This is a genomic window from Streptomyces sp. NBC_00122 (genome assembly GCF_045160845.1).
Classification (GTDB): Bacteria; Actinomycetota; Actinomycetes; order Streptomycetales; family Streptomycetaceae; genus Streptomyces.
Genome location: NZ_CP108191.1, coordinates 13342 through 37657, shown reverse-complemented (window position 1 = coordinate 37657; position 24316 = coordinate 13342). Strand labels below are relative to the sequence as shown.

Below are 24316 nucleotides of genomic sequence, written 5' to 3'. Positions count from 1 at the left end.
GGAGGCCGGCGGGTGCCGTGCTCCCGGATGCTGGAACTCTCCTGGAAGGGGGAGCGGATGGACCGCTGGGAGCGATGGGGGCGGGCAGGGGGGTACGGCGCTGCGGTCGCACTGCTGCCCTATCTGCTGATCAAGGTGTGGTGGGTGATCGGCTCCCTGGCCGGGGCGATATCGGTTGGAGACGGCTTCACCCCGGCCGGATGGGTACTCCTGAACACCGTGACCATAGGCATGGCGGTCATCGGGATCACCCTCGCGCTCGCGCTGGTGCGGCCCTGGGGAATGCGCATACCGGGATGGCTGGTGGCGTTCGTCGCCTGGGCGGGAGCGGGGTTCCTCGTGTCCGTCCTGCCGTACGCCGCGCTGTCCACGCTGTTGGACAGTGGGGCCGACGCGGCCGGGAGCGGCGCGGGGGACGCCGGCGAGATGCCCGACTGGCAGGGAGCGCTGGCCGAGTTCGGCTTCATAGGCACGGGGCTGGGCCTCGCCCTCGCGTTCCCCGCCCACATGCGGCGTCGCTGGCCGGACGTGTTCACCGGGCGCGTCGGCGACCGGCCGCCCGCCGCGCGGCCGTGGGCGGCCGTCGTCGCGGCCCTGGTCGGGCTCGCCTGGCTGTACTGGACGGCCGGCGGCACCCTGGGGATCGCGCAGCCCGGCAACCGGGACACCCGCTGGTACATGCTGACCGGGTTGGGCGCGCTCTGGGCGCTCGTCGGTGCCGCGGCGGTCTGGGCGCTCGCCCGTGCCCGGCCCGCGCGGCTGCCCCGCGCGGTCCCGATGGCACTCGGCTGGATCGGCTCCGGCTCGCTGTTCGCGTGGAGCGGCTGGAAACTTCCGCTCACGCTGATCGTGGGGCTGACCCACCCCGACGGTGTCGTCCCGCCGGAGGAGGTCGCCGTCGCGATGGCCCTGCAGCTGGCCGCGGTGGTTGCCGGAGCCGGGATGCTGAGGGCTCTCGTCCGGTCCCGTGCGTACGGGGAGGCGCCCAGCCCCACGAGGGTCGGAGAGCGGGCACGGCCGAGCGCCCCTGAGCGTGAGCGGGTCGATCGTGTCGCCTCCGCCCGTCAGAACCGCAATGCGTCAGAACCGCAATGAGGCCGCCACGGGCAGGTGGTCGCTGGGGGTGGCCGGCAGGGTCCACGCCGACACCGGGGTGAGGTCCCGGACCAGGATCTGGTCGATGCGGGCGACGGGAAACGCCTCGGGCCAGGTGAAGCCGAAGCCCGCTCCCGCCGCGTCATGGGCGGAGCGGAAGCGGCCCATCACCGGAGCCAGGGCCCGGTCGTCGGTCGTGCCGTTGAAGTCCCCGACCAGGAGCGTGCGGCCGGCCGGGGCGGCGGCCAGCTCAGCGGCGAGCCGTCCCGCGGCCGCATTGCGGCGCTCGGTGGTGAAACCCGAGCCCAGGCGCACGCGTACGGAAGGGAGATGGGCAACGTAAACGGTGAGCGGGCCGGCGGGGGTGTCGGCGGTGGCCCGTAGCGCGCGGGTCCACGGCATGATCGCCACCGGGGCCGTGTCACGCAGGGGGTAGGTGCTCCACAGCCCGACCGTGCCCTCCACCACGTGGTACGGGTGGGTCCCGGCCAGCGTCTGTTCGTACCCGCGCACGGCGGGCTCGGTCAGCTCTTCCAGGGCGATCAGCTGGGCGCCGCAGGCGGCCAGGGCGCGGGCGGTACCGGCGGGGTCGGGGTTCACGTCGTCCACGTTGTGGGTGACGACGGTGAGGTCCGCCGCCCCGCCGTCGCCCCGGTCGAGGAAGGTGCCGCCGTGGAGCGCCGCCCAGGTGAACGCGGGCAGCAGGACGGCGATCAGCGCGACGCGGGACCGGCGCAGGAGAGCGGCGGCCAGAAGCAGGACGACGGCTGCGCCGGTCCAGGGCAGGAAGGTCTGGACGAGGCTGCCGAAGTTCCCGATCCGGTTCGGGATCCAGTCGTGGAGCAGCATCAACAGGGACGTCAGTACGGCCAGGGCGGCGACGATCCGGCCACGGCGGCCGGAGCGGCGGGCGCGGGGCGGGGACCGGCGCTCGCGCGGGGCCGTCGGTGCGGGGGCGGTCTTGACCTTCATGACCTTGGTGACGCTCCCGACGGCCATCGGGGTTCTCCTCACCGCCACGCCGTACGACCGAGCTCAGTCACCCGGAAGCAGCCGGGTTTCGACGCCCGGCAGCCCCTTGGCCCACCAATGGCCGTAGCGCCCGTAGGCCTTGGGGTCCCGGGCGGCGAGGAGCGCGACGAGAGACCTGGCCTCAGCGGCCAGACCCTCCCAGACGCGGCCGGGAAGGGGGTGGAAGGCGGCGGCCTCGATTCCGCCGTCGACGGGACGCCAGACGCCGGCGACGTAGCCGTCGACCAGCAGCGTGGGCAGCACGTCGCCGTTCACGCGGATCACGTGCTTGCGGTAGGCGGGAGGTATGACACGGGCGCGGTCGGCGTAGGCCAGCAGGATGCTGTCCCACATCGCCATCAGCCGCGGCGGGGCGGGAGTGTCCCCGGCCGGCCGTGGCGCGCCCGGGACGTCGTACAGCACCGTGCCGTCGGGGCCTTCCAGTTGTTCGAGCTCGTCGGCGAGCGCGCCCACCGCCGCTCTGACCCGGGCCCGCTGGACCAGCGCGAACTGCGCCATGTCCGCCACCGACGCCGGCCCGAAGCCCTCCAGGTAGCGGCGGATCAGGCACTGCAGGCCGCCGGCGGCGACATCGGGGTCGGCGAGCACGGGCGGCGTGCCCGCCGCGACGTACGAGGGCCGGGTCTCGAAGGACCAGGGCCCTCCCGTGCGGGCGTGCCACAGCGGCGCGTACTGCCGCAGCATCCGCTGGGCGCCCGGCTCCATCGGTGCGCCCAGCCGCTGCGCGAGCCAGTCCCCGATCTCGGCGGCGGTCCGCGGCAGGTCGGCGTACCGCAGCAGATCCCGGACCAGGACGCCGGCGTCGTCGGCGGTGAGCCCGGATGCCGTGAAGCGCGGGTCGCCGAGCCTGGAGCCGCGCAGCGTCGGCTCCATCGCCTCACGGAAGGTCCGGTAGTCCTCGGCGTGGACCGCGTGCAGGGTGAGCCGCATCAGCGTCGCCTTGACCGTCCGGCGCCCGGTCACGGCCGCGTCGAGGCCGGCCGGGTCGAAGCCGCTCAGCCGGTTCCACAGCGCGATGTACGGCGAGGCGGGCTGCTGGGCCTGGAGGGCGACCACCCGCCGCACCGCATCCTCGACGTCGAGCGGCTCGCGCTCCAGCAGCAGTTGCCGGGCGAGCGTGGCCCGGTTGAGCGCCTGCGCAGTGATGTCCATACCGGGAATTGTGCCGTCAGGCCGTCCGGCTCCCGGACCGGGCCCGCTGCACCCGTCGGCGGCGTATCAGGAGACCCCCGGCCGCGCCGGCCAGTGCCGTCGCCGCCACGCCCGCCGTCGTCCACCAGACGGCGTCGTCCGAGGCCTTGGCGGGCGGCTCCTGCGCCGGAGAGGCGGAGGCGGAGCCGGGCTGTGCGGCAGCGGCCGTGGGAGTCGTTGCGGGATCCGGGGCGCTGGACGCCGAGGAGCCGGGTGCGGGGGCGCTGGGCGTCGGTGCGCCGGTCGCGGGCGTGCCGGTCGCGGGCGCCGGGTCCACCACGGGGACGGCGACGTCGAGTTCACCGTGTCCGAGGGCGGGGAAGCCCACGTCGACGGTGACCTTCCAGGCCCCCGGAGGCAGTACCTCGGCCGTGGTCCAGCCCGCGGGTGACGCGGCGGGGTCGCGGACGAGGCGCCAGGCCCCGAGCGAGCGGGAGCCGTCGGCGCTGACGGCGTTCACCGTGGCGGCGACGGCCTCGTCCACGGCGTCCTTGTCGTTCTCCCAGGTGATTTCCGCGGTGACATGGCCGCCCCGCTGTCCGGTCACCACCACCTTCACGGTGTCACCGTGGGCGTGGGCCGCGACGGGGGACAGGAACATGAGGCCGACTGCGGCCAGCAGGGTGGGGAAAGCGGTTCTTGTGCGCATGTGTGGCGGTACTCCGGGTGACTGGGGTGAGGTCGGCGGACGGCCGCGTGGTGCGGCCGTCCGCCGGGGTGGGCTCAGGACGTCGGGGCTGATGCCCGTCCGTCGGTCGACCGGTCGGTCAGCCGGACTTCTGCATCGTCCAGGCCTGCGTCGCGCGGCCGTCGGCCCGCTGCAGGTCGAGCAGCCAGTTCCCGTAGTACGGGCGGTTGCTCACGGTCAGCGCGAAGCCGCCGCTCGGGTCCGTGACGGTCACCGCGCCACCGCGGGACGTCAGCTTCCAGGCCTGCGCGGCGTTGGATCCGCAGGGCTGCTGCGCGACCCACATGCCCGCGGCCGGGGTACCGCCCGGCTGCAGGCACTTGCCGGAGACCGCGGACCGGATGCGGACCTGACCGCTGCCCGCGTCGTCGAAGTACCACTGCTGCTGGGCGTATCCGTTGGCACGCGCACCGACGAGCACGGTGCCGTCGCCGCTGCGGCCGCCCCACACCTCCGCGTTCATGCCGGTGCTGCCGTTGCCGAGCAGGTAGCGGGTACCGGGCGTGGTCGTACCGCCGCCCGCGCCCGTCGTACGGAAGGACGCGTCCTTGCCGGGTCCGGAGTCGCGGCCGGCGCCGTCACGGACCGAGACGGCGACCGTGTACGCCGTACCGGGCTTGAGGTTGTAGATGCGCAGCGCCTGGGACTGGACCCAGGCCAGGTGCTTGCCGTTCAGCAGGACCTGGTACCAGACGCCGCCCTCGACCTTGGGCCAGCTCACCACGACGGAGTCGGACTGGATCTGGGCCGCGGTCACGGCCGGTCCGCCGGTCGGCTTCTTCGTCGGCGTCGGCGTGGGCTTCTTGGTCGGCGTCGGAGTCGGGTTCGGGTTCGGACCGGGGTCGGGGTTGCCGCCCTTGGTCTTCATCAGGAACTGGTTGTCCGCGATGTTCCAGTGCGTGGCCAGGTAGCTGCCGGCCTTCGGACTGGTGTGGAAGTAGTCGTCGTGGTTGCAGTCCAGGATGTTCTCGGCCGCCTGGTTGGTGCAGACGTTGCGCATCTGCGGGTAGTACGGGGTGTCCGAGTAGCACATGACGTCCCACTCGTCCGTGCAGTGCGCGCCTCGGCTGGTGTTCGGGGCGCTGTTGTTGACCGCGCCCAGGTTGTGACCGAGTTCGTGCGCGGCGGTGTGACCGCCCCAGCAGCCGGAGTCGGTGCGCCCGTAGGAGGGACCGAAGTTGCTCAGGTTGGCCTGGCCGGGCCGCTCGTCGCCGTTGAAGGTGCCGATGCCGCAGTAGACCTGGGTGTCCGCGAAGATCATGTACTTGCGGTCGCGGCGGTCGAGGCCCTTGCCGGCGAGCGCGGAGTTGGTCGCGCTGAACTCGGACAGCGCCGAGTCCGGGAGCTCGATGTTGAGCACGGTCGGGGTGCAGTCGGCGGCCGTGACGTACCGGATGTGGCGGATGCCGCCGGTCTCCTGGGCGCTCGTCGAGTAGATGACGTCGGCGTCGGCCGCCCACTTGCGGAACGAGGCGACGTACTCGGAGTAGCGGTCACGGCCGGCACCGTGGACGTACACGACCTGGACGCGGTTGCCGGTGCTGCCGTCGCCGTCGCACTGGACGGTCTGGCCCGCGGGCCCGGCGGCGACGGTCTGACCGCCCGCCGTGGCGGCGGGCGCGGGTGCGTCGGCCTTGGCCTTGGCGGACCCGGCGTCGGCGGCGGGCGCGTCCTGAGGACGTCCGCCGCCTTCCGTGGTCGACGGGTCGTCGCTCGCGGGGCGGGCCGGATCGGCCGCGGGGGCCTTCGCCTGGACGGCCGGAGCGATGTCCTTCTTGATGTCCACGCCCTTGGGCGGGGCGTCGGGGCCGTGGCTGCACAGTCCGGCGCCCGTGCGGTACACGCCGACGCACCGGTCGCCCTTCGGCGCGGCCTCGAGGCCGTCGTACACCATGCCGCGGTCGTTCTCGTTGGCGGGCGCGCCGGCGATCGGGTCCGGGTCCTGGTCGCGGGCGGGTGCGGCCGCCGGCGAGAACGACTCCGCGGCGGCTTCCACCGGAGCCGCCGCCTGGGCCCCGTCGCCGAGCCCGGAGTAGGCGATGCCGGCGGCTATCATCCCCGCCGCGGCCGTGGCGGCGGTGAAGAGTATCAACCGCCGGGGTTTCCTGCGGTGTTCGCGACGTCTGCGTCGTCCTGTCATGGGCACCTCAAATCGGATCGGGATCACTGGGTGCGCGGAAGCCTGCCAGACGAATGCGCCGGAGAATTCGGACAAAGGGGAGGGTGCTTCGGGAAATCGTTCCGTTACCTGTCGACCAGATTTGACGAACCATCAATAGTCAATGAAACAAGGCTAGTTACGCGCGTCGCAGGCGATTGGTCCAGGCCTTCCCGGGGGAGTCGTTATCAAATCGAGATATAAGGCATTGGCTTGTTGACGGGAATTCAGTCAGGGATTCATCTAATTACTACGTGTCGAATTGCCTTCGTCACGACCCGTGAGGAACCGTCCGCATCCCGCAGGTAGCCGTCGACAACGGGACAATCACCGCCTCTGCCGACTGTCGTGGCGCCGACCCTTGCGATCATGTGCGCATGGATACAGGGGGATCTGCTCATGGACGCCGCACGCCCGTCGCCCCGCGGGGGCGTCGGGTCAAGGCCGTTCTCATCGCTGCGGCGGCGGTACTTGCCGTATTCGCCGCGCTGACCGTCGTGATCGTCGTGCTGCCGGGGCCGGTGGTCGACCGCGATCTCGCGGGTGCCCGGATCGGGGCCGCCGAACGGCTCGGCGCCGTGAACAACGTGCGCACGACGCTCCTGCAGGCCGTCGGTGGCGCCGTCGTCCTCTTCGGGGCGTACGCCACCTGGCGGCAGCTGAGGGTCAGCCAGGAGGGGTTGAACGCCACCCGGGAGGGGCACATCACCGACCGCTTCAGCCGGGCGGTCGACCAGCTCGGCAGTGAGAAGCTGGACGTGCGGATCGGCGGTCTCTACGCGTTGTGGCGGATCGCGGACCATTCGGCGCACGACCGTGAGGCGGTCGTCTCGATCATGGCCGCGTTCCTGCGGACTCATCTGCCGTGGCCCCCGCGAGGGCCGGAGTCCCCGGCGGCGCAGACCTCCATCAACTCCGTGCCTCCTCTGGAGACCCGTGCCGCGGATGCCCAGGTGGCGCTCACCGGCCTCGGTGTCCTGTGCCAGGACCGGCGGCCCGACTGGCTCAACCTCAGCTACACCGACCTGCGCCGGGCCGACTGCGACGGACTGTGGCTGCACCACATGAACTTCGACGGAGCCTGTATGGAGGCAGCGAGCATCTACCGGGTCAACCTGACCGGGGCATCGCTGATCGCGGCCGACATGCGGCACGTGGAGCTCGGGACGTCGATTCTCCACCGGATCCGCTGCATCGAAGCCGACCTGCGTGGCGCCCGCACGGTCAGGGCCGACCTCGGTGACGCCGACTTCTCCGACGCCGACCTGCGGGAGGCGAACCTGCGCAAGGCGCGGTGCCACGACGCCAAGTTCACCGGTGCGGATCTGAGGCTGGCCGACCTGCGGGGAACCGACCTCACCGGCGCCGACCTGACACGCGCGGCATTGGAGGGCGCGCTGGCGAGCGACCTCACCCTCTGGCCGGTGGGCTTCGACATCCAGGCGGCCGGCGTGGTGATGGCCGAGGACCCCGGCGGCGAGCCGAGCATCCTGCTGCCGGCCGCCGCGCTCACGAGGAACGTCCCGCCCCTGCGATCGGTCTGACGTCCCTACCGCGGTGGTCCGTCAGGCGCCCGCCCCGAGGGGCCGCCCGCCCCAGTGGATCCGGCGGGCGCCCGTACACGACCGCGGGCTACGGCAGATCGACCGAACCGCCCAGCGGGACGCGGGAGTAGTCGGTCCCGCCCTTCCAGTCCAGCCACCGGTCGAAGTTGTCCTGGCCGAGTTCGTTCACGAGGGCGTCGTGGATGGGGAAGGCGCGGGCCGGTTTCACCGCACGCACGAACTCGACCGCCTCACCCGTCTTCAGCCACGGTCCGGACGCCGGTACCAGCAGGGTCTCGACCGTCTCGGCGGGCACGAACAGCGAGTCGCCCGGGTGGTAGACGCCGTCGACGACGAAACCGAGGTTCGGGCATCCGGGCAGGCCGTCGACGATCTCGGCGTGCGCGCCGCCGACGGCGCGCACGGAGAAGCCGGCCGCGGTGAAGGCGTCACCCGCCTCGACGGCGGTCACGCCGTCGCCGAGCTCCGCGGCCAGGGCGGCGTGGGTGTGGACGGTCAGCGCGGGGTTGCGCTCGCGCGCCGCCTTGAGCGCGGCGACGTCGACGTGGTCCTCGTGCTCATGGGTGATGAGTACGGCGTCCGCTCCGACGAGGGACTCCGCTTCGGACAGCGTTCCCGGGTCGATCACGAGGACGTGGTCCCCGGCTTCGAGGCGGACGCAGGCGTGGCCGTACTTCGTCAGACGCATGCGATCAACTTACTGGCAGTCGCGAAGAGTTCTCCAACGAGATCGGGACCGTCACGCCGCCGGTAGGGTGCTGCCCCTGCCCGGCGCCGCCGCGCACGGGCACGGGAACAGGGAGGCACCGCACGCCGTGACCGCCACATGGGACACCATCACCGCCCTCGCCGACCGCTTCGACGCCTCCGACGCCGAGATGGGACTGGAGCCGGAGGAGAGCCACCTGCTCCAAGTACTCAAGATCGGCGAGGAGTTCGGCGAAGCCGCCCAGGCCGTGATCGGCGCCAAGGGCACCAACCCCCGCAAGGGGCACTCCCACAGCTGGGAGGACGTCCACGACGAGGTCTGCGACGTCGTCATCACGGGCATGGTCGCCCTGGCCCGGATGCGGCCCGACGCGGCGGCCTACTTCGCCCGGCAGCTCGCCCTGAAAGCGGGCAAGTTCCTGCCCGGTTCCGAGGAGAGCGCCTCGTGACCGGCCGGGCCTACAGAGAGTTCAGGTCGACGGCTTCGGCCATCGCCTTGTACCCGGCGTCGTTGAGGTGGATCCGGTCGCCGAAGGCGTACTCCTGCTTTATCGCGACGGCTTCGGGGTGGGCGGGGTCGACCGGGGCGGCCAGCACCCGGTCGAAGTCCGCGACCCCGTCGTACGCACCGCTCGTACGGATCCACTCGTTGACCGCCCTGCGGACCTTCTCACCGCGCTCCGTCCAGTGCTCGAAGCCGTAGTACGGCGGAATGGTCGCGCCGATGACCCTGACGCCACGGGTGCGGGCCTCGCGGATGAGCTGCCGGTGCCCGGCGATGATCTGCTCGGCGGTCACCTCGGGGCCGGGCGTCGTGCAGTGGTCGGCGGGCCCGTCGGGCATCACGATGTCGTTGGTGCCTTCGAGGACGACGACGGTGGCGACGTCAGGACGGCCGAGGGCGTCGCGCCGGAACCGGGCCAGGGCGCTCTCCCCGAAGCACTCCGAGTCGCCCAGGACCTTGTTCCCGCCGATGCCCGCGTTGAGCACGGTCCGCGGACGGCCCTGCGAGGCGAGGCGCTCGGCGAGTTCGTCGGGGTAGCGGCGGTCGGCGCCGGGGGTCGCCCCGTAGCCGTCGGTGAGGGAGTCCCCGAAGGCGACGACCGCGCCCCGGCCCCCGCCCGGGCCGCCGGGGCGGAGGTTCTTCACGTCAACGCCGGCCAGGTAGTACCAGGAGAAGCCGGCCTCGGAGAACGCGTCCGCCGCCGGATCGCGCAGGTGGTCCCCGGCGGCGCGGTAGGACGTGGTCATCGCGACGTTGTGGAAGGTGGCCGGACCGGTGGGGCCCTGGAAGTAGAAGGTCACGGTGAGCTGTTCGAAGGCCCGGACGGGCAGGGCGACCGGGTCGCTCGACAACTCCCCGCCGGTGGGGACCGTAGCGGCTCCCGCTCCCCTGAACCGCAGCGGCCGCACCGTGTCCGGTTGTACGGCGGCACCTCCGGTGCTCCTGGCGACCGTCGCGCCGGTCAGCCGCAGCGGGGTCGTGCCGAAGGCGTTGGAGAGGCGGACGCGCAGCTCGGAGCCCTCGGCGCCCACGCGGATGGTCTGGCGCACGGAATGGTTGTCGAAGCCGCCCTCCGACCAGTTGGGGTACCAGGTGGTGTGGGCCGGGGCCTGCTGGGAGGCGTTCCAGGCACTGCGCCAGGGAGCCGGGTGGGCGGCGGTGGCGGGCGAGGCGGCCGTCGCGGCGACGAGGGCGGCGGCCAGCGGGAGGGCGAGGGCGAATGTCTTCGTGGTCATACCCCCTTGACCCGCCCCGCCGGGCGAAGGTGACAGCCCTGGGGGGAATCCGTGGGTGCGGCGGGCCGGTCGGGTCCGCCGCGCCCACGGGAGGGTCCGCCGACGCTCAGCCGTCGATGAAGCCCAGGTCGATCCGCGCGAGGCGCTCGGGGTCGGTGAGGATGTCGAGGGCGGTGATCTTCCCGTCGGCGACGGTGAACGCCATGACCGAGACCGGCCGGCCCTGCGCTACGGCGACCACGCCGGGGGTGCCGTTGACCAGCACCGGGTGGGCGCCCTCGGCGAAGCGGGCGAAGGTGATCGCCTGGGAGGCGACATCGGTCGCGCCGCGGCGCAGGATGCTGGGGCGCAGCGTGCCGCCGTCGGAGCGCGCCACGACGTCGGGGTCGAGGATGCTGACGAGGGCCTCGAAGTCCCCGCCGCGCGAGGCGGCCAGGAAAGCGTTGACGACCGCGCGCAGCCGGGTCGGATCGGTGTCGGGAGCGGGAGCCCCGCCCTGGACGCGGCGGCGGGCGCGGCTGGCCATCTGCCGGGTCGTGGCCGCGGTACGCCCGAGGACGGGAGCGATCTCGTCGAACGGTACGGCGAACATGTCGTGCAGGACGAAGGAGAGGCGCTCGGCGGGCGAGAGGGTCTCCAGTACGACCATCAGCGCGATGCCGACCGAGTCCGCCAGGAGTACTTCCTGCTCGGGGTCGAGGCCGTCCGCTCGGCTGACGACCGGGTCCGGGAGCCGGACCTGCCCGTCCTGGTCGTGCAGCGGATCCTCGCGCCGTGTGGTGCGCGACCGGAGCATGTCCAGGCACACCCGGCCCACCACCGTCGTCAGCCAGCCGCCCAGGTTGTCCACGGCGTCGGTGTCGGAGCGGCTCAGCTTGAGCCAGGCCTCCTGGACGGCGTCCTCCGCTTCGGTGAGCGAGCCCAGCATGCGGTAGGCCACGGCCCGCAGATGGCCGCGGTGCTCCTCGAAGCGCTGCGCCAGAACGTCTTTCCCGGTCACCCGTCACATCCCCCGTGTTCGTTCCTGCGGTGCAGTGACGGACGATAGCCGACGGCGCCGGTGGGACCGGCGGCGCGACGGCGCGTCGCGCTAACCCAGGGGCCGGAGTTCGGGGCGTTTCGCGGTCCGGCCGTCGCCGGAGGAGCGGCCGCGCAGGCGGCGTCCGATCCAGGGGCCGAGGAACCCGGCCACCCAGCGCAGTTCGGCTTCCGCGGCCTGCCGGCGGCCCGGTACCGGCCGGGGCGGCAAGGGAAGGGTCCAGCTGTCGTCGCTTCCGGGCAGCCGGATGGCCTGGGCGAGGGCCGCGGCGATCCGCGCGTGGCCGACGGGGCTCGCGTGGAGGCGGTCCGCGGTCCACAGCCGGGGATCGGTGGCGACCGCATGCCGGCCGACCTCGGCGACCGTAACCCCGTGGCGTGCGGCGGCCGCGCGGATGCGGGTGTTGAGGTCGGACACGCGGGACCCGAGCGGCCGCGCCAGCGGCACCATCTCTCCCACGTCGGGGAACGTCACGGTCACCACGTGGGTTCCGGCGGCCGTCAGCGCCGCGAACATCTCCTCCAGGTGCCCGGCCACCTCCGCGGCGTCGAACCGGGGCCGGAGCATGTCGTTGACCCCGGCGACGACGGTCGCCAGGTCGGGGCGCAGGGCCAGGGCGGGCCCCAGCTGCTCGGCGCGGACCTGACCGGCCTTGCGTCCCCGTACGGCCAGATTGGCGTAGCGGACCTCGGGGTTGACGGCCGCGAGGTGCTCGGCGAGCCGGTCGGCGAAGCCCCGCAGGCCGGCCGTGTCGTCCCCGTCGCCCATCCCTTCGGTCTGGCTGTCGCCCAGGGCCACGTAGCGCAGGTAGTCACCGTTCGGCACGGGGGGCCTGCCTTTCCCTCAGGACGGCCGCGGTCCGCAGGCACCACTCCCGGTGGCCCTGCTCGAAGGCCACGCCGCGCAGGCACGTCAGGTACCCGCCGATCCGCTCGCCGCGCAGCAGGAACTCCGCCTCGTCCATGTCGCCCCGCATCTGCCGCAGCAGTTTGCCGAGCAGCTCGATCTTGGCCTCGGCGGCGGACGCCCGCTCTTCGAGCTGTCCGATCACCGGCGCGGTGCCGATGCGGTCCGCGGTCTGCACCTTGACGAGCAGGTCGTCGCGGATGACCGACGGCTTCGACGCCGCCGCGGCGAACCCCTCCAGCGCGGCGCGGCCGGCGGCGGTGACCTGGAACAGCCGCTTGTTGGGCCGCGTCTCCTGGACCACCTGCCTCCCTGCGACCAGGCCTTCCTTCTCCAGCTTGGCCAGCTCGGCGTACAGCTGCTGGGGGAGCGCGTGCCAGAAGTTCGCGACGCTGACGTCGAACACCTTCGCCAGCTGGTACCCGCTGTACTCGCCGTCCAGCAGCGCCGCCAGCACGGCATGTCTCAAGGCCATCGCCGCAGCCCCTTCCCCGTCTCGTCCGTCCGGTGCATGATACTCAAGAAAGCGACTAGTCATATCCTTGAGTATCAGGAGGGGTCATGGAGACTGCCGAACGCTTCCGCGCCGCCGTGGAGAAGCGCGATCTCGCCGCGCTGGACGACCTGTTCACCGAGGACATCCGGTTCTACAGCCCGGTGAAGTTCACGCCGTTCGAGGGCAAGCCGATGGTGCTGGGACTCTTCGGAGTGCTGTTCCGCGTGTTCGAGGAGCTCCGCTACGTCGGGCACCTGGAGGGCGTGGCCGAGACCAGCGCCGACGGCACGGAGGCACCGTCGGCGATCCTGCCCTTCCGGGCCGTCGCGAACGGCAAGCAGATCCATGGGATCGACCTGCTCCAGCTCGACGAGGCGGGCCGGGTCGCGGAGTTCACCGTGATGGTCCGCCCCCAGTCCGCCGTGCACGCCCTGGGGGAGGCGGTACTCGCCGGCCTGGTGGCCGACGGCCTCGTCCCCGGCTCCGCCTAGGTGTGCCATCTCATGACATTGGTTCCTCGCGGTCAGGCTTGGCGGGCGTAGGACGCAAGGCGATCGGCGAGCGCGGTGACGAGGTCGCGCAGTTCATCGGGGCGCTCGATGACGAACGGCCGGTCGAGTGAGGCGAGTACTGGAGGCAACCAGTCGAGCCGCTCCGCCCGCAGTTCGACGCGCAGCCAGCGCTCGGTCGCCCGGTCCTGGCCTGCCGCGGGCTCGTGCTCCTCCAGGCTCGCGACGCTGGCGGGAAGGTGGGCGCGGATCTGCTCAACTGTCCCGTGGATCCGCAAGGTCACCTCATGCCGGTACTCGGCCGTGGCGAACGCTGACAACACGCGCTGTGCCGGACCGGGACCCAGGGGCGCTTCGAATGAGCCGGGCAGGGTCCGCGCGTCTGCGATGCGATCGAGCCGGAAGGTTCGGTCCTCGCCGATCTGGGCGTCCTTGCCCGTGACGTACCACCGGCCCGAATGGGCGACGATCCCGTACGCGTGCAGCGTGCGTTCGCTGCGCCGTCCGTCGCGGTCGGTGTAGCGGATCGAGACCGGTCGGCGGTGGCGCACCGCATCGGCGATGGTGAGCAGGACCCCGGCGTCCGGGGTGTCGAACTCTCCGGGCTGTTCCGTGAAGGCGAGGGATTCCAGGAGTGTGTCGAGCCGGCGGGCGATGTGCTTGGGCAGCACCCGCCGGATCTTCGCCGATGCCGTCTCGTTTGCCGTGTGCTCCGTCGTCGTCAGCCCTGCTCGGCGGCCGGCGACCAGGCCGAGCAGCACGGCCAGCGCCTCGTCGTCGCTGAGCATGAGCGGAGGCAAGCGGTACCCGGGGGCGAGCCGGTACCCGCCGTAGCGGCCGCGCACCGATTCCACGGGCACATCCAGGTCGATCAGCTGGTCCACATACCGCCGCACGGTGCGCCCCTCGACGCCGAGCCGGTCGGCTAGTTCGGCCACCGTCCGGGTGCCGCCCGACTGCAGCAGCTCCAGGAGTGTCAGCACGCGGGCAGTGGGTCGGGGCATGTGCACAACCTAACGCGAATACAGGACCGATTCTGTCCACTATTTCTCCTAGCCTGCGACGTGCACACCTCCAGCACAGCCAAGGAGATCCCCATGGAGTTCGTCTCGATCCGCATCATCACCAGCGACGTAGCGCGCCTCGTCGAGTTCTACGAGCGAGCCACAGGGGCACGGGCGACGTGGGCCACCGAGGACTTCGCCGAACTCAACACCGCGGGCGCCACCCTCGCGATCGCCGGCACCCGCACCGTCCCGCTGTTCGCCCCGGGCTCTGCCCGCCCGGCGGACAACCACAGCGTGATCACCGAGTTCCTCGTCGACGACGTGGACCGCGTTCACCAGAACCTGACCGGCTTCGTCACCGACTTCGTCACCGAGCCCACCACGATGCCCTGGGGCAACCGGTCGCTGCTGTTCCGCGACCCCGACGGCAACCTCGTCAACTTTTTCACGCCCGTCACCCCAGCGGCCATCGAAAAGTTCGCACGCTGACGCCACGCACAGCCGCTCACGCGGGAGCCCTGAGGTCCCAGGGCTCCCGGTGAACGCGGCCGCCGAGTCCAGGAGCCCCACCAGCAGGGGACACCGGAACGCACCGCTGACCCCCGAAGGACGTCTGCGCTTGTGTCTGCGGATCGACGCCGGACGTCCGATCGCGCACGTGGCTGCGGAAGCCGGGATCTCCCGCCGCTGCCTGGCCAAGTGGTACGCCCGCTGGCGCGCGCACGGCGAGAACGGACTGCTCGACCACTCCTCCCGCCCCGCTACGAGCCCCGCCCGCACCCCCGAGGTCATCGCCGACCTGGTGGAGGCGCTGCGGCGGCAGACCAAGCACGAGCCAGCCCGGCTCACCGCCGACCTACAGCGGCTGCACGGCGTCACACTCGCGCCGGCGACCATCCACCGCATCCTGGTGAGGCGAGGACTCAACCGGCTCCGGGACCTCGATCCACCGACCGGCGAGCAGCTGCGCGCGGTCATCCGCTACGAGCACGACCGGGTCGGCGACCTGGTCCACGTCGACGTCAAGAAGCTCGGACGTATCCCGACCGGCGGCGGCTGGCGGATGCACGGCGTCGGCACCGAGTCCGCCCGCGCCTCCAAACGCACCGGTCCCGGCACCGGCAAGGTCGGATACACGTACCTGCATTCGGCGCTCGACGACCATTCCCGGCTCGCCTACGCCGAGGCCCTGGACGATGAGAAGGCCCTCACCGCGGTCGCCTTCTGGCATCGTGCCGTTGCCTTCTTCGCCGCCCACGGCATCACACCGATCCGCCGCTGCCTCACCGACAACGGCGCGTGCTACCGGTCTGCGACCTGGGCTGACGCGCTCGCCGCGACCGGTACGAAGCACAAGCGGACCAGGCCGTACACGCCGCGCACGAACGGGAAGGTGGAGAGGTATAACGGGACGCTCTCCCGCGAGTGGGCGTACGTCCGCGACTACACAACCGAGCGTGAACGCCGCGTCGCACTCGCGGAGTTCGTGAACTACTACAACCACGAGCGGCCGCACACCGCGCTCGGCGGCCGACCGCCCATCAGCCGGACCGCCGGGAGCGACTACCGGATCGTCTTCGACCAGCCGCCCGAACCACTCGCGGACATCCCGCAGCAGCTCACCTTCGAGGACTTCGTGTAACCAAGGTCCCGAGACACCACACCTAGGGCTGCCTGATCTCGCCGGTGCCGGAGCCGGAGCCGGCGGCGAGGATCAGGTCGGCGGCATAGTGCGGGCAGGCCGCGGTGTGCCAGGTCACCGACAGCGAGCCGGCCACCGCGGACAAGGTCCGTGCGACGCCCTCCTTGTCGGTGGCCTGGCAATACGTGCAGACGACGTTCTTGGGGCGCAGGAAATCGAGCACGGTCACGTCCTTCCCGCGGACAGCGCGCACACCGGAGCTGTCCAGAAGTATCAAATCCGGGTGCTATCAGGTCGCGATACCCGCGAGTACGTACAAACCGTTCTCGTTCGACGACTCTTCGTCCCGTGTTCCAGGCGGGCCGGGTCGTCGTGGTCCGCCGGGCGGCCGGGAAGGCGCGCACCACGCCCGACCTGGGCCGACGGGTGGTCGAACGGGTGCTGTTCGGACCGGCGTTGTCAGCGGTGCGTGGCAGGATCGGACACATGAACCTTCCTGTCCCCCTTCCGCCGGAACCCCACAGGTCGGAGGCGTACGCCGACTGGGCGCGCGCCCATGACCCCGGGGCGGAAGCCGCCGCGGTCGACCTGCTCGCCGACGTGCGCGACCGCATCTCCCGGGCCTACCCGAAGGCGGGCCGGGCCCTGGACGGGATGGAGTTCCTCGCCCGTGCGCTGCCGCCGAGCCACCTGCCCTGGTACTGGGACACGATGGCCCACCGGCTGATCTCCTGGGACCTGAGGGCCGCCGGGCGGGCGTACACGCTGGCCCGTACCGCCGAGCGCGAGCACGCGCTGCCCGTGGACCCCGCCTGGCGCCGGGCGAATGTGCTGCTGCTCGCGGGCGCCGGAGCCCTCCCGGTCAAGGAGCTGAGCGGCCACCAGGGCTGGCTGGCCGGCGTACTGGACCCGGCCGACGCGCACACGGAGTACATACGGGTCCTCACCACCTGGGCGGCCTCGCCCGGTGAGCTCCCCGCTGATCTGGCCCGCAGGGTCCGCGCCTCGGTGCGCGCCGCCGGCCTCGACCCGGCCGAGGAGGCCCGGGTGCTCGCCCCGATGATCGGCGCCGCGCGCGGGAAGTCCGTACCGGACCGCCTGCTCGACGCGGTCGCCGCGCTGCTGGCCGACCACCCGCAGGACGACGAGGTGTACGCCGCACTGCTGGAGGTGTTCCCGGAGTCGAAGAACGACGCGGCCGCCTGGCTGCGGCTCCTGCTGGCCTCGGGCGCCGCCGACGCGGTGGTCGCCGGGCGCATCACGCCGGAGGGCGGGATCGCCGCCTGGCTGGGGCGGTTCACGTGTGCGTACGCCCACCACAAGGTGCCGTACGGAGGCGTGTCGCGGCAGCCGATGCCGCCCGAACTGCTCGACCTGGTGAGCCGGTTCGCACCCCGGCTGCGGGCGGCCGGGCAGCCGCTCAGACTGCACGAGGACCGCTGGCGCTGGCCCGGGCTCGATGCCGACCTGCTCGACCTCTGCCTCGCCGAGGGCCTCGCGGTGGAGGACCCGGGAGAGGCGATCAGGCTCAGCTTCTGGGGTGAGCGGTCGCGGCGCGACCTCAAGGCCCTCGCGGCGGACCCGGTGTTCGGACCGCGTCTGGAAGGCACCGTGCATGCCGCACTGCGGGGCGCGGGCACGGCGATCACCCGGCTCCCCGAGAACGCGGGCATCGCCGCCGAGGTGCACGGCCGCGTCGAGAGCCTGATCGGCGCCCTGGCGGGCGGCGGACTGGCCGCGGCGGACGAGGCCGTGGACGAGCTGCGCGACCTGCTGGACCGGCCGACGGCCACCGCCCTGGACGGCATCGATGAGGTCCTCGCCCCCCTCGACCTGGCGGGTTCGCTCGCGCGGACCCTGCGGGCGGGGCTGCCGGAGGAGCTGGGCTGGCCGGCCCTCGATGCGGCCCTCGCGGACTTCGCTCCCGGCGAGATCGCGGGCGTGACGTGCACCTGGCCCGTCCTGACGGTGTACGGGCGGCACAAGGCCGTCGCCGTCGACCACGCGGGCGTGCGCGCGTCCTGCGCCTACCGGCTGCCGGAGGACACCGCGCGCAATGTCGTCCACTTCGCGGGCGGACAGTTCCTGGTGAGCTGGACGACGGATCCGGCGGACTCCTTCGGCGCGTACGCCTTCTGGTCCGGCAGCCCCGACGAGGTCTTCCAGCCGGACCAGAGGTACGGGCTGCGGCCGTACGCCGACAGCATCCAGGGCGGGCTCGGCTACCAGTTCGAGACGGCGGACGGCGGCGGCCGGCACGACGGCGCGCGGGTCCTGCGGCCCGGAGGCCGCGAAGGCATCTGGCACCACGACTTCCAGATGAGCGACGGCACCCGCTTCTGGAGCTCGGAGGTCTTCCAGTCGGACGGCGGCTGGGCCCGCGTCGACCCGTTGACGGGCGCGCGCGGCACCGACGGCACGCTGCCCGACGTCCACGGCACGGCCGACACCCCGCCGGGCACGGCCCTCTTCCGCGACCAGTTGACCCTCGCGGCCCTGCCGCACGGCGCGCCGGCCTCACCCTTGGGCCAGGACGGCGTCCTGACGGGCTGCCGGGTCCTGTACCGCACGCCGTACGCGGGGCCCTCACCGACCGACTTCCTGCTGGAGGGCATCGACGGCCGCCGCGCCCGCTACCGCAGCAGGCGCCCGGGCCGCCGCCCCTGGGGCATCGTCCGCATGCCCCAGGGCGGCGAGGACGCCGTACTCGCGGGCGAGTCGAGGATCCGCTGCCATGCCGCCGAGGACGGCTCGCTCCTGTGGGAAGTCCACGGCTTCCCCGGCTCAGACCGCCGGCACCGGGCCTCCGCCCACAGCGTGGGCCCCGTGCCGCCGCCCGCGTACTGGCACTTCCTCACCCCCCGCGACGAGCACGCCTCCAAGGCGCTTCGCGCGATCGGCGACGACGCCGTACGGGCGCTCCTCGACGCGGCCGGTGCGCGGGGAGCGGCCGCCGACGCCGAAGCCGCCGTACGCGCGGAGATCGCCCGGGTGCTGCCCGAGGTGACCGAGCCGCGCGTCGGGGGCGGCGTGGTGCGCACCGTGCTGCTGGCCGCCGATGTCCGGCGGCGGCGCGAGGAGTTGTCCCGGCGCGTGGGCATCATGCGGTCGGGGCCGGTGGTGGAGCTCGGCGCGGCCGTCCCGGACACCGTCCTGGCGCCCGCGCTCGGCGGCCTGCTGCCCCCGGTCCGCCCCTACCAGGCCTACGTACCCGGGCCGCAGCCCGCAACACTGACGGCGGTCGCGGCCGACGGCCGGTACCTGCGGGGCGGGATCGACGACGAGACACGCCGCCTGGCCCTGCCCGCGGTGCCGGACGCGTGGTCCGCGCTGCTCGGCGGGATCGACGCGGTGGCGTGGCGGGCCGCCGTGGAGACCACCGACGAGGAGGAGCGCGCGGCCCTGGCCGCGCTGCTGGAGACCTGGAGCGGACAGCCGTTCGCGGAGCGCGGAGGCCAGTGGCGCACCGGCCGGGCACCCGAGGAGGAACTGGAACAGTGCCGGGCAGCGGGGCAGTTCGTGGCCTCCGGCCCCGCACGCGGCGGCGTGGCGCCCTTCGTGCAGCCCGCGGCCGACCCGGCGCCCGGCGCCGGCACCGAGGACTGCGCGACCTTCACCATCGCCCGGGACGATGCGGCGCGGCTGCCCCGGCTGCTGCACCTGGTGGCGGAGCGGGGACCGCTCGCGCTGTCGCCCGACGCGCTGGACGTCTTCTCGTGGCGTACGGGCGCCCGGCGGTCGATCGCCGCCCTGGTACTCGGCGGGCTGCCCCACCGGGAGGACCACGACCAGCACCTGAAGAGGCTGCGGGGCGCCCCCTACAAGGCGAACAAGGCCATGGCCAGGGAGTACGGCGACCTCTGCCACCGGCTCGGCGACGCCGGGCGGCGGGCGGTGCTCGCGGCGGGCGTCCCCGAGGACCCGGCCGAGCTGTGGGCGCCGGGCGGGATGGCCGCGGCGGCCGGGCGGATGGCCGCCGTCTGGGCGGAGCTGCTCGGCACCACCCCGTATGTGGACGAGGGGCTGGCCGGGGCGCTCGAAGCCGACCTGGGGCTGGGCGACGGCTGGGCCCGCGCCCTCGCGGTCGGCAAGGTGCCCGCGGAGGCCGCATTCCCCGGCGCCGGGTTCGTCCTCGTCGGCAACCGGAGCGGTGGGCTCAGCCTGCACCACGCCGAGGCGGACGGCGGGGCCGGCCGCTGGGTGATCACCGGCCGGTCCTTCCACCCCGAGCCCGCGTCCGTCGTGGCCTGGGCGCTGACGGAGCGTCCGGTCGGTGATCCGGCCGCCGCGGGCGCCGTTCGCCTGTACGGCGCGCTGCGGGAGCTGCTGGACGACCCCGGGACGCTGATCCCGCTGGGCTGGTACTTCGCGTTGGGCCGCGCGGTGGCCGGCGACCCGGACTTCAGCCCGTATGCGGGAACCGTGCTGCCCTGCCCGGAGCCGTTGTACCGGGAGGACACGGAGCCGTCCACGGCCTACGACGACGGCCTGTTCGTGGTCTCCGTACCCGGTCGTGACGTGTTCCTGCGGCCGGCCGCACTGGCCGATCCGGAGCGGGTGGAGCGGGCCGTGCGGCTGTGCGCCGAACTGGGTCTGCTCGGTCTGCTGGAGGCCGTCCGGCGGATCCAGGCGGTGCGCGGCGAGGGGCTCGCCCGGATGGTCGACCGCGTGGCCTCGACCCCGGTGCCGCCGGGCGGCCACGAGCTGAACCCGGCCCTGAGCACCCCCGGGCTCGTCGCCGAGGTCACGGGCGTCCTCGGCGTCGGGGCGGACGCGGCCGCCCTGTACCTCCAGCTCCTGGCCCTGACCCGGCCCACCGACCAGAACGTCCGCCGCTGGAACGGCTGGACCCCCGCCCGCCACAAGGCGGCCCAGGCTGAACTGGTGGCGGTGGGCGCCGTCCAGACCGGCAGGCGGGCCCGGGCCGGACGGACGGCCTTCGTGCCGGGCGCGTGGACGGAGTTCAAGGCACCCCACCTGCCGGTGGAGACCGCCAAACTCCCGGCCCACCTGGTGTCCGCCGGGGCGTCGGAGCCCCAGGGCCCCTTCACCCGCTTCCTGTCCCCGGTCCCGCCGCACGAACTGTTCGCCCGTGCATGGACACGGACGCGCACGGGAGCGGAGGGGTAGCCGCCAGGGCCCGCGGCCACGGATCCACCCGAGGCCGCGGGACTCCGACCGGGGCTCGACGCCGAACTCCTCAGAACCGCGGAGCGGGCCCCGCCGCGGGATCCGGCAGCGGCTTGCCCGCACAGGTGGAGTCCTGGGCCGGCAGGCGGCCTTCGAGGAGGAAGTCCTCGACGTAGGTGTCCACGCAGGCGTTGTGCGCCTGGTACACGCCGTGGTCGCCGCCGCCCACGGTGATCAGACGCGATCCCGCGAGTCCCCGGTGGGCCTGCAGGGCGCCCTCGTAGTGGGTCGCCGGGTCGTTGACCGAATTGAGCATCAGGACGGGTGGCAGCCCCTCACCCGTCACCTCGACGTGCGGCGCCGTGGAGCGCGGCCAGGCCGCGCAGACCGAGGCGAAGGTCAACTCCCGGGCTCCGGCCATGGGATGGCTGAGGGTGTCCGCTTCGCTCTTCCTCACCCAGTAGCCGGTGCTGCGGGTCCACGGGGTGTCCGAGCAGGTGACGGAGAAGAAGTCGGCGGCGAACCCGGCCGCCAGCGGGTGCTGGAGTTTGCGGGCGAGGGCCTGCCGGGCGGCCGGCGGGGCGCTGTCCGGGTGCTCCAGGACACCGAGGGCGGCCGCGAGCTCGGGGAAGGTGCCGCCGCTGTATATGGCGCTGGTCGCCGCCGCGTCGAGGTGGTTGGGCGTGATGACGGCCCCGTCGAGGTCCAGAGGGTGCTCGCGCAGCGCCGTCCGGAGCCCCTCGTAGCGTGCTTTCGTCTCCTGGGGGGTCCGGCCCAGGTGGTAGGTGGCGTCGTTCTTCGCCAGCCAGGGCAGGAAGTCCTCCTCGAACCGGCGCTGGAAGCTGAGCGGCTGGCCGGTCATGAAGGTCTGCCAGCTGCCGGTGAAGCCGATGTTGCTGTCGAGCACCACCCGGTCGACGCGGCGCGGGAACTCGGTCGCGTAGTAGGCACCGAGGAAGGTGGCGTAGGACGGGCCGTAGTAGGAGACCTTCTCGGCGCCGAGGAGGGCGCGGTAGAGGTCCATGTCGTGCACGGCCTGGTCGGTGGTGATGTACGGCAGCAGGTCCCCGGAGTTGCGCCGGCAGTCCCGTACGAAGTCCCGGGTGCGTTCCAGGGTGCGGCGGACGGCCTGCTCGCTCCGGTCGCGCAGGTCGCCGCTGATGAACAGGGCGTCGACGGTGTCCTGGTCCGAACAGACGACGTTGGTGCTGGCCCCGACGCCGCGCTGGTCGAAGCCGACGATGTCGTAGGCGGCCGCCAGCTTCGGCGCGTACGAGGCCAGACCGGCGGGCCGGCCCAGGCCCGAGGCGCCCGGGCCGCCGGCCGCCATCATCAGGACGCCCCGGCGCGCGGCGGGATCCGCGGCCCGGTGCCGGGACACCGCCACCGTCAGGCTCGGTCCCGCGTCGGGGTGGTACCAGTCGCGCGGCACCGACATGGCCGCACACTCCAGCGAACCGTCCTTGCACGGCTGCCAGTCGAGCTGCTGGTGCGCGTACCGCTCCGGTACGGGAGGTGCGCCGGCCGGGGTCGCGCCGTGCGCGGCGGACATGGGCAGGGCGGTCGCGGCGAGGATCCCGCAAGCGGCGGCCACGGCCCAGCGCGCCGGTTTCCTGAGCAAGTGCATGTGTTGTTCTCCCCGTTGGGGTGGATCGGTCGTCCCCAGCGTCGTCGAGCGGCCGGTCCTGGCGCGATATCGCTACGACCCGTTCCGGTGGTGGTGCTGGTGCCACCCCCACGGTGCCCTTAGCAGAAGCAGTACGCAGCGGTGTGTCGGCCCCCCGGAGTTCACCCCTTCAGGGGTGGGCGGCTCACGCGTTGCCGTACGTGCCACCGGAGGCTGCTGTCATGGGCCATTAGGCAGGGGCGCAGGGCAGGGGAGGAGCGAGGGATGGGGTACCCGGGGCTCGGCTTCTGGATCCTCACCGCCGTCGTCGGCGCATATCTGCTGACGGTCTGGCTGCGCGAGGGCGGCCGGCGGCAGCGCGCCGCTGCGATCACCCGCCTGCCGGTGCCCGTCATCGTCGCGCACATCCTGCTCGCCGTCGCCGGGCTGTGCTGCTGGGCGCTGTTCACCTTCGCCCGGGTGGCTTCCGCGGGGCGGGCGGCTTCCGCGCTCGTCCTGATCGCCGCGTCCCTCGGAGCGGTCCTGCTCTTCCGCTGGCTGCCGAGCCACGGCCGCCACTCCCGTGACGAGGACGCGGCGGCCGAACGCAACTTCCCGGTCGCCGCGGTCGTCACCCACGGAGTCAGCGCCGTGCTCACCGTGATCGTCGTCGTGACCACCGTGATCTACGCGACCTGACCACCGCACGTCACCCAGGTCCTGCAGCGGTCGTCGGCTCCCCGGCCCGGGGCATGGACCTGGACGGCTACCGGCCCGACCGGTAAGACGTGATCGGCGCGGACGAGCAGGAACCGCTCACCCCGTCCGCCCGTTGTTTCCACGGGGATTGCCACAGAAGTAACACCCCTTTCGCTCTTCAGCACCGAGTCCGAGGAGATCCATGGTCGACACCGTCAACTCACTGGCCGCCCGTGTCCACGAACTGCTGGTGGCGCTCCTGACCCATGGTGCCGCCACGATGGTGCCGGGGCAGGATGTCTCCTCCTCGCCCGCGCGTGAGTTCCGCGGCGCCCCACAGAGCGTCGACGCCACCGCGGGCCTCCACGACGTCGTCGCGCGCGCCACGGCGCTCGGCCCCGACGGCGCGTGGCTCGTCGCCGCGGGCCACGCGAGCCTCAGCGTGCTGGCCGTCGCACGCGGACAGGCGGACCAGGCCGTCTTCCACCTCGACGCCGCGGTGGCAGCCGGCTTCAACGACTGCGTGGTGCTCCACGCCGCCCCCATACGTCCGCTGCACGACGATCCCCGCTTCCGAGCCCTGTATGAGCGGATGCGCATCACCCAGGCCGACCTCGACGAGTTCTTCTGGCTGCACCAGGAAATGCAGATCATGTCGAGGGAGGCCGAGACAGCGACCGTCGACAACATCGGCCGCCTCGACACCGGGGTGTCGCTGCTCCCGCAGGCACCCATGCCGACCCGCGAACCGAACACCCCCGGCATCCTGATCACCCGCATCGACCTGGCCGCGACCCAGACCGCACTCCGACAGGCCGCCTTGAAATTGGACTTTCAGCGCAGCTCCGGCAACACCAGCCTCAGCCTCATCGACGACTCGTGGGACTACCCCCGCGCCACGCGCGACGCCTGGCACGCCGACGAGCTGGAATCCCAGCGCGAGCGGGCCGCCGCGGCCCGGGCTTTCGTCGAACGTCCCGGCGCCGGCACCATGCTCATCCCCTGCCCGCCACTTGGCTCGATCTCCTACCCGAGCTGAGGAGGGGAAGGGCACCTAGTGTTCTGAGTCTTGAGTTCTGTTCAGATGTGTAGGGTTGGCCTATGG

At 72.8% G+C, this 24316-nt stretch carries 21 protein-coding genes; 9 read left to right on the top strand and 12 right to left on the bottom strand.

What is annotated here, in order from left to right:
• The first annotated feature begins 12 nt into the window (after nt 1-12).
• The gene (locus OG737_RS00175) at nt 13-1095 is read left to right on the top strand and encodes a hypothetical protein (protein WP_328924061.1); all 1083 of its coding nucleotides are present in this window, start codon (nt 13-15) and stop codon (nt 1093-1095) included.
• On the opposite strand, the gene OG737_RS00170 is transcribed toward OG737_RS00175, so the two are convergent.
• The 4 genes from OG737_RS00170 to OG737_RS00155 form a co-directional block, all read right to left on the bottom strand.
• Nucleotides 1081-2094: an endonuclease/exonuclease/phosphatase family protein gene (locus OG737_RS00170; RefSeq protein WP_328924060.1), complete on the bottom strand. Its 1014-nt coding sequence runs from the start codon at nt 2092-2094 to the stop codon at nt 1081-1083. The genes OG737_RS00175 and OG737_RS00170 overlap by 15 nt on opposite strands.
• 36 nt (nt 2095-2130) lie before the next feature.
• On the bottom strand, nt 2131-3279 hold the full coding sequence (locus tag OG737_RS00165; RefSeq protein ID WP_328924059.1) for a winged helix DNA-binding domain-containing protein: 1149 nt from the start codon (nt 3277-3279) through the stop codon (nt 2131-2133).
• A 16-nt stretch (nt 3280-3295) separates the two neighbouring features.
• Nucleotides 3296-3967: a hypothetical protein gene (locus OG737_RS00160; RefSeq protein ID WP_328924058.1), complete on the bottom strand. Its 672-nt coding sequence runs from the start codon at nt 3965-3967 to the stop codon at nt 3296-3298.
• A gap of 118 nt (nt 3968-4085) precedes the next feature.
• The gene (locus OG737_RS00155) at nt 4086-6098 is read right to left on the bottom strand and encodes an RICIN domain-containing protein (RefSeq protein WP_328924057.1); all 2013 of its coding nucleotides are present in this window, start codon (nt 6096-6098) and stop codon (nt 4086-4088) included.
• A gap of 443 nt (nt 6099-6541) precedes the next feature.
• Between OG737_RS00155 and OG737_RS00150 the strand changes: the two genes are divergently transcribed.
• Nucleotides 6542-7708, top strand: coding sequence for a pentapeptide repeat-containing protein (locus OG737_RS00150; protein ID WP_405921070.1), 1167 nt, complete (start codon nt 6542-6544; stop codon nt 7706-7708).
• An 88-nt stretch (nt 7709-7796) separates the two neighbouring features.
• On the opposite strand, the gene OG737_RS00145 is transcribed toward OG737_RS00150, so the two are convergent.
• Complete coding sequence (locus OG737_RS00145; protein ID WP_328924055.1) at nt 7797-8417, bottom strand: MBL fold metallo-hydrolase; 621 nt, start codon at nt 8415-8417, stop codon at nt 7797-7799.
• Between the two features lie 127 nt (nt 8418-8544).
• Here OG737_RS00145 and OG737_RS00140 point away from each other — a divergent pair, with 127 nt between their 5' ends.
• Entirely contained in the window at nt 8545-8886 is a 342-nt protein-coding gene (locus tag OG737_RS00140; protein WP_328924054.1) for a MazG-like family protein, read from the top strand.
• Nucleotides 8887-8896: 10 nt separating this feature from the next.
• Here OG737_RS00140 and OG737_RS00135 read toward each other — a convergent pair whose 3' ends face one another.
• From OG737_RS00135 to OG737_RS00120, 4 genes are all read right to left on the bottom strand, one after another.
• Complete coding sequence (locus OG737_RS00135) at nt 8897-10177, bottom strand: SGNH/GDSL hydrolase family protein (RefSeq protein ID WP_328924053.1); 1281 nt, start codon at nt 10175-10177, stop codon at nt 8897-8899.
• A 106-nt stretch (nt 10178-10283) separates the two neighbouring features.
• A complete protein-coding gene (locus OG737_RS00130; RefSeq protein ID WP_328924052.1) occupies nt 10284-11177 on the bottom strand; it encodes a sigma-70 family RNA polymerase sigma factor in 894 nt (297 codons plus the stop codon).
• Between the two features lie 90 nt (nt 11178-11267).
• Nucleotides 11268-12041 carry an SGNH/GDSL hydrolase family protein gene (locus OG737_RS00125; RefSeq protein ID WP_328924051.1) on the bottom strand — a complete coding sequence of 258 codons (774 nt, stop codon included), beginning with the start codon at nt 12039-12041 and terminating at the stop codon, nt 11268-11270.
• On the bottom strand, nt 12028-12597 hold the full coding sequence (locus OG737_RS00120; RefSeq protein WP_328924050.1) for a PadR family transcriptional regulator: 570 nt from the start codon (nt 12595-12597) through the stop codon (nt 12028-12030). The genes OG737_RS00125 and OG737_RS00120 overlap by 14 nt, the downstream gene beginning before the upstream one ends.
• An 86-nt stretch (nt 12598-12683) precedes the next feature.
• On the opposite strand from OG737_RS00120, the gene OG737_RS00115 reads away from it, so the two are divergent.
• Nucleotides 12684-13109 (top strand): nuclear transport factor 2 family protein, encoded by a 426-nt coding sequence (locus OG737_RS00115; protein ID WP_328924049.1) that lies wholly within the window; start codon nt 12684-12686, stop codon nt 13107-13109.
• Nucleotides 13110-13141: 32 nt separating this feature from the next.
• On the opposite strand, the gene OG737_RS00110 is transcribed toward OG737_RS00115, so the two are convergent.
• A complete protein-coding gene (locus tag OG737_RS00110; protein WP_328924048.1) occupies nt 13142-14131 on the bottom strand; it encodes a YafY family protein in 990 nt (329 codons plus the stop codon).
• Between the two features lie 93 nt (nt 14132-14224).
• On the opposite strand from OG737_RS00110, the gene OG737_RS00105 reads away from it, so the two are divergent.
• Nucleotides 14225-14623, top strand: coding sequence for a VOC family protein (locus tag OG737_RS00105; protein ID WP_328924047.1), 399 nt, complete (start codon nt 14225-14227; stop codon nt 14621-14623).
• 49 nt (nt 14624-14672) lie between these two features.
• Nucleotides 14673-15776 carry an IS481 family transposase gene (locus tag OG737_RS00100; RefSeq protein WP_328924046.1) on the top strand — a complete coding sequence of 368 codons (1104 nt, stop codon included), beginning with the start codon at nt 14673-14675 and terminating at the stop codon, nt 15774-15776.
• A 22-nt stretch (nt 15777-15798) separates the two neighbouring features.
• Here the strand turns inward: OG737_RS00100 and OG737_RS00095 are convergent, their stop codons facing one another.
• Nucleotides 15799-15999, bottom strand: a complete 201-nt coding sequence (locus tag OG737_RS00095; RefSeq protein WP_328924045.1) for a hypothetical protein — start codon at nt 15997-15999, stop codon at nt 15799-15801.
• 263 nt (nt 16000-16262) lie between these two features.
• On the opposite strand from OG737_RS00095, the gene OG737_RS00090 reads away from it, so the two are divergent.
• Nucleotides 16263-20906: a hypothetical protein gene (locus OG737_RS00090; RefSeq protein WP_405680484.1), complete on the top strand. Its 4644-nt coding sequence runs from the start codon at nt 16263-16265 to the stop codon at nt 20904-20906.
• A 70-nt stretch (nt 20907-20976) separates the two neighbouring features.
• On the opposite strand, the gene OG737_RS00085 is transcribed toward OG737_RS00090, so the two are convergent.
• Nucleotides 20977-22533 (bottom strand): alpha/beta hydrolase, encoded by a 1557-nt coding sequence (locus OG737_RS00085; protein WP_328924043.1) that lies wholly within the window; start codon nt 22531-22533, stop codon nt 20977-20979.
• Nucleotides 22534-22797: 264 nt separating this feature from the next.
• Here OG737_RS00085 and OG737_RS00080 point away from each other — a divergent pair, with 264 nt between their 5' ends.
• Together OG737_RS00080 and OG737_RS00075 are read left to right on the top strand one after the other, a co-directional pair.
• On the top strand, nt 22798-23211 hold the full coding sequence (locus OG737_RS00080; protein ID WP_328924042.1) for a hypothetical protein: 414 nt from the start codon (nt 22798-22800) through the stop codon (nt 23209-23211).
• Between the two features lie 202 nt (nt 23212-23413).
• Nucleotides 23414-24250: a hypothetical protein gene (locus OG737_RS00075; protein ID WP_328924041.1), complete on the top strand. Its 837-nt coding sequence runs from the start codon at nt 23414-23416 to the stop codon at nt 24248-24250.
• The last annotated feature ends 66 nt before the right edge of the window (nt 24251-24316 follow it).

What these genes read in the sequence shown, in the direction of transcription:
- OG737_RS00170 (WP_328924060.1), bottom strand. Translation starts at nt 2,094, where the DNA reads ATGGCCGTCGGGAGCGTCACCAAGGTCATGAAGGTCAAGACCGCCCCC.
- OG737_RS00165 (WP_328924059.1), bottom strand. Translation starts at nt 3,279, where the DNA reads ATGGACATCACTGCGCAGGCGCTCAACCGGGCCACGCTCGCCCGGCAA.
- OG737_RS00160 (WP_328924058.1), bottom strand. Translation starts at nt 3,967, where the DNA reads ATGCGCACAAGAACCGCTTTCCCCACCCTGCTGGCCGCAGTCGGCCTC.
- OG737_RS00150 (WP_405921070.1), top strand. Translation starts at nt 6,542, where the DNA reads ATGGATACAGGGGGATCTGCTCATGGACGCCGCACGCCCGTCGCCCCG.
- OG737_RS00145 (WP_328924055.1), bottom strand. Translation starts at nt 8,417, where the DNA reads ATGCGTCTGACGAAGTACGGCCACGCCTGCGTCCGCCTCGAAGCCGGG.
- OG737_RS00135 (WP_328924053.1), bottom strand. Translation starts at nt 10,177, where the DNA reads ATGACCACGAAGACATTCGCCCTCGCCCTCCCGCTGGCCGCCGCCCTC.
- OG737_RS00120 (WP_328924050.1), bottom strand. Translation starts at nt 12,597, where the DNA reads ATGGCCTTGAGACATGCCGTGCTGGCGGCGCTGCTGGACGGCGAGTAC.
- OG737_RS00115 (WP_328924049.1), top strand. Translation starts at nt 12,684, where the DNA reads ATGGAGACTGCCGAACGCTTCCGCGCCGCCGTGGAGAAGCGCGATCTC.
- OG737_RS00110 (WP_328924048.1), bottom strand. Translation starts at nt 14,131, where the DNA reads ATGCCCCGACCCACTGCCCGCGTGCTGACACTCCTGGAGCTGCTGCAG.
- OG737_RS00105 (WP_328924047.1), top strand. Translation starts at nt 14,225, where the DNA reads ATGGAGTTCGTCTCGATCCGCATCATCACCAGCGACGTAGCGCGCCTC.
- OG737_RS00090 (WP_405680484.1), top strand. Translation starts at nt 16,263, where the DNA reads ATGAACCTTCCTGTCCCCCTTCCGCCGGAACCCCACAGGTCGGAGGCG.
- OG737_RS00085 (WP_328924043.1), bottom strand. Translation starts at nt 22,533, where the DNA reads ATGCACTTGCTCAGGAAACCGGCGCGCTGGGCCGTGGCCGCCGCTTGC.
- OG737_RS00080 (WP_328924042.1), top strand. Translation starts at nt 22,798, where the DNA reads ATGGGGTACCCGGGGCTCGGCTTCTGGATCCTCACCGCCGTCGTCGGC.
- OG737_RS00075 (WP_328924041.1), top strand. Translation starts at nt 23,414, where the DNA reads ATGGTCGACACCGTCAACTCACTGGCCGCCCGTGTCCACGAACTGCTG.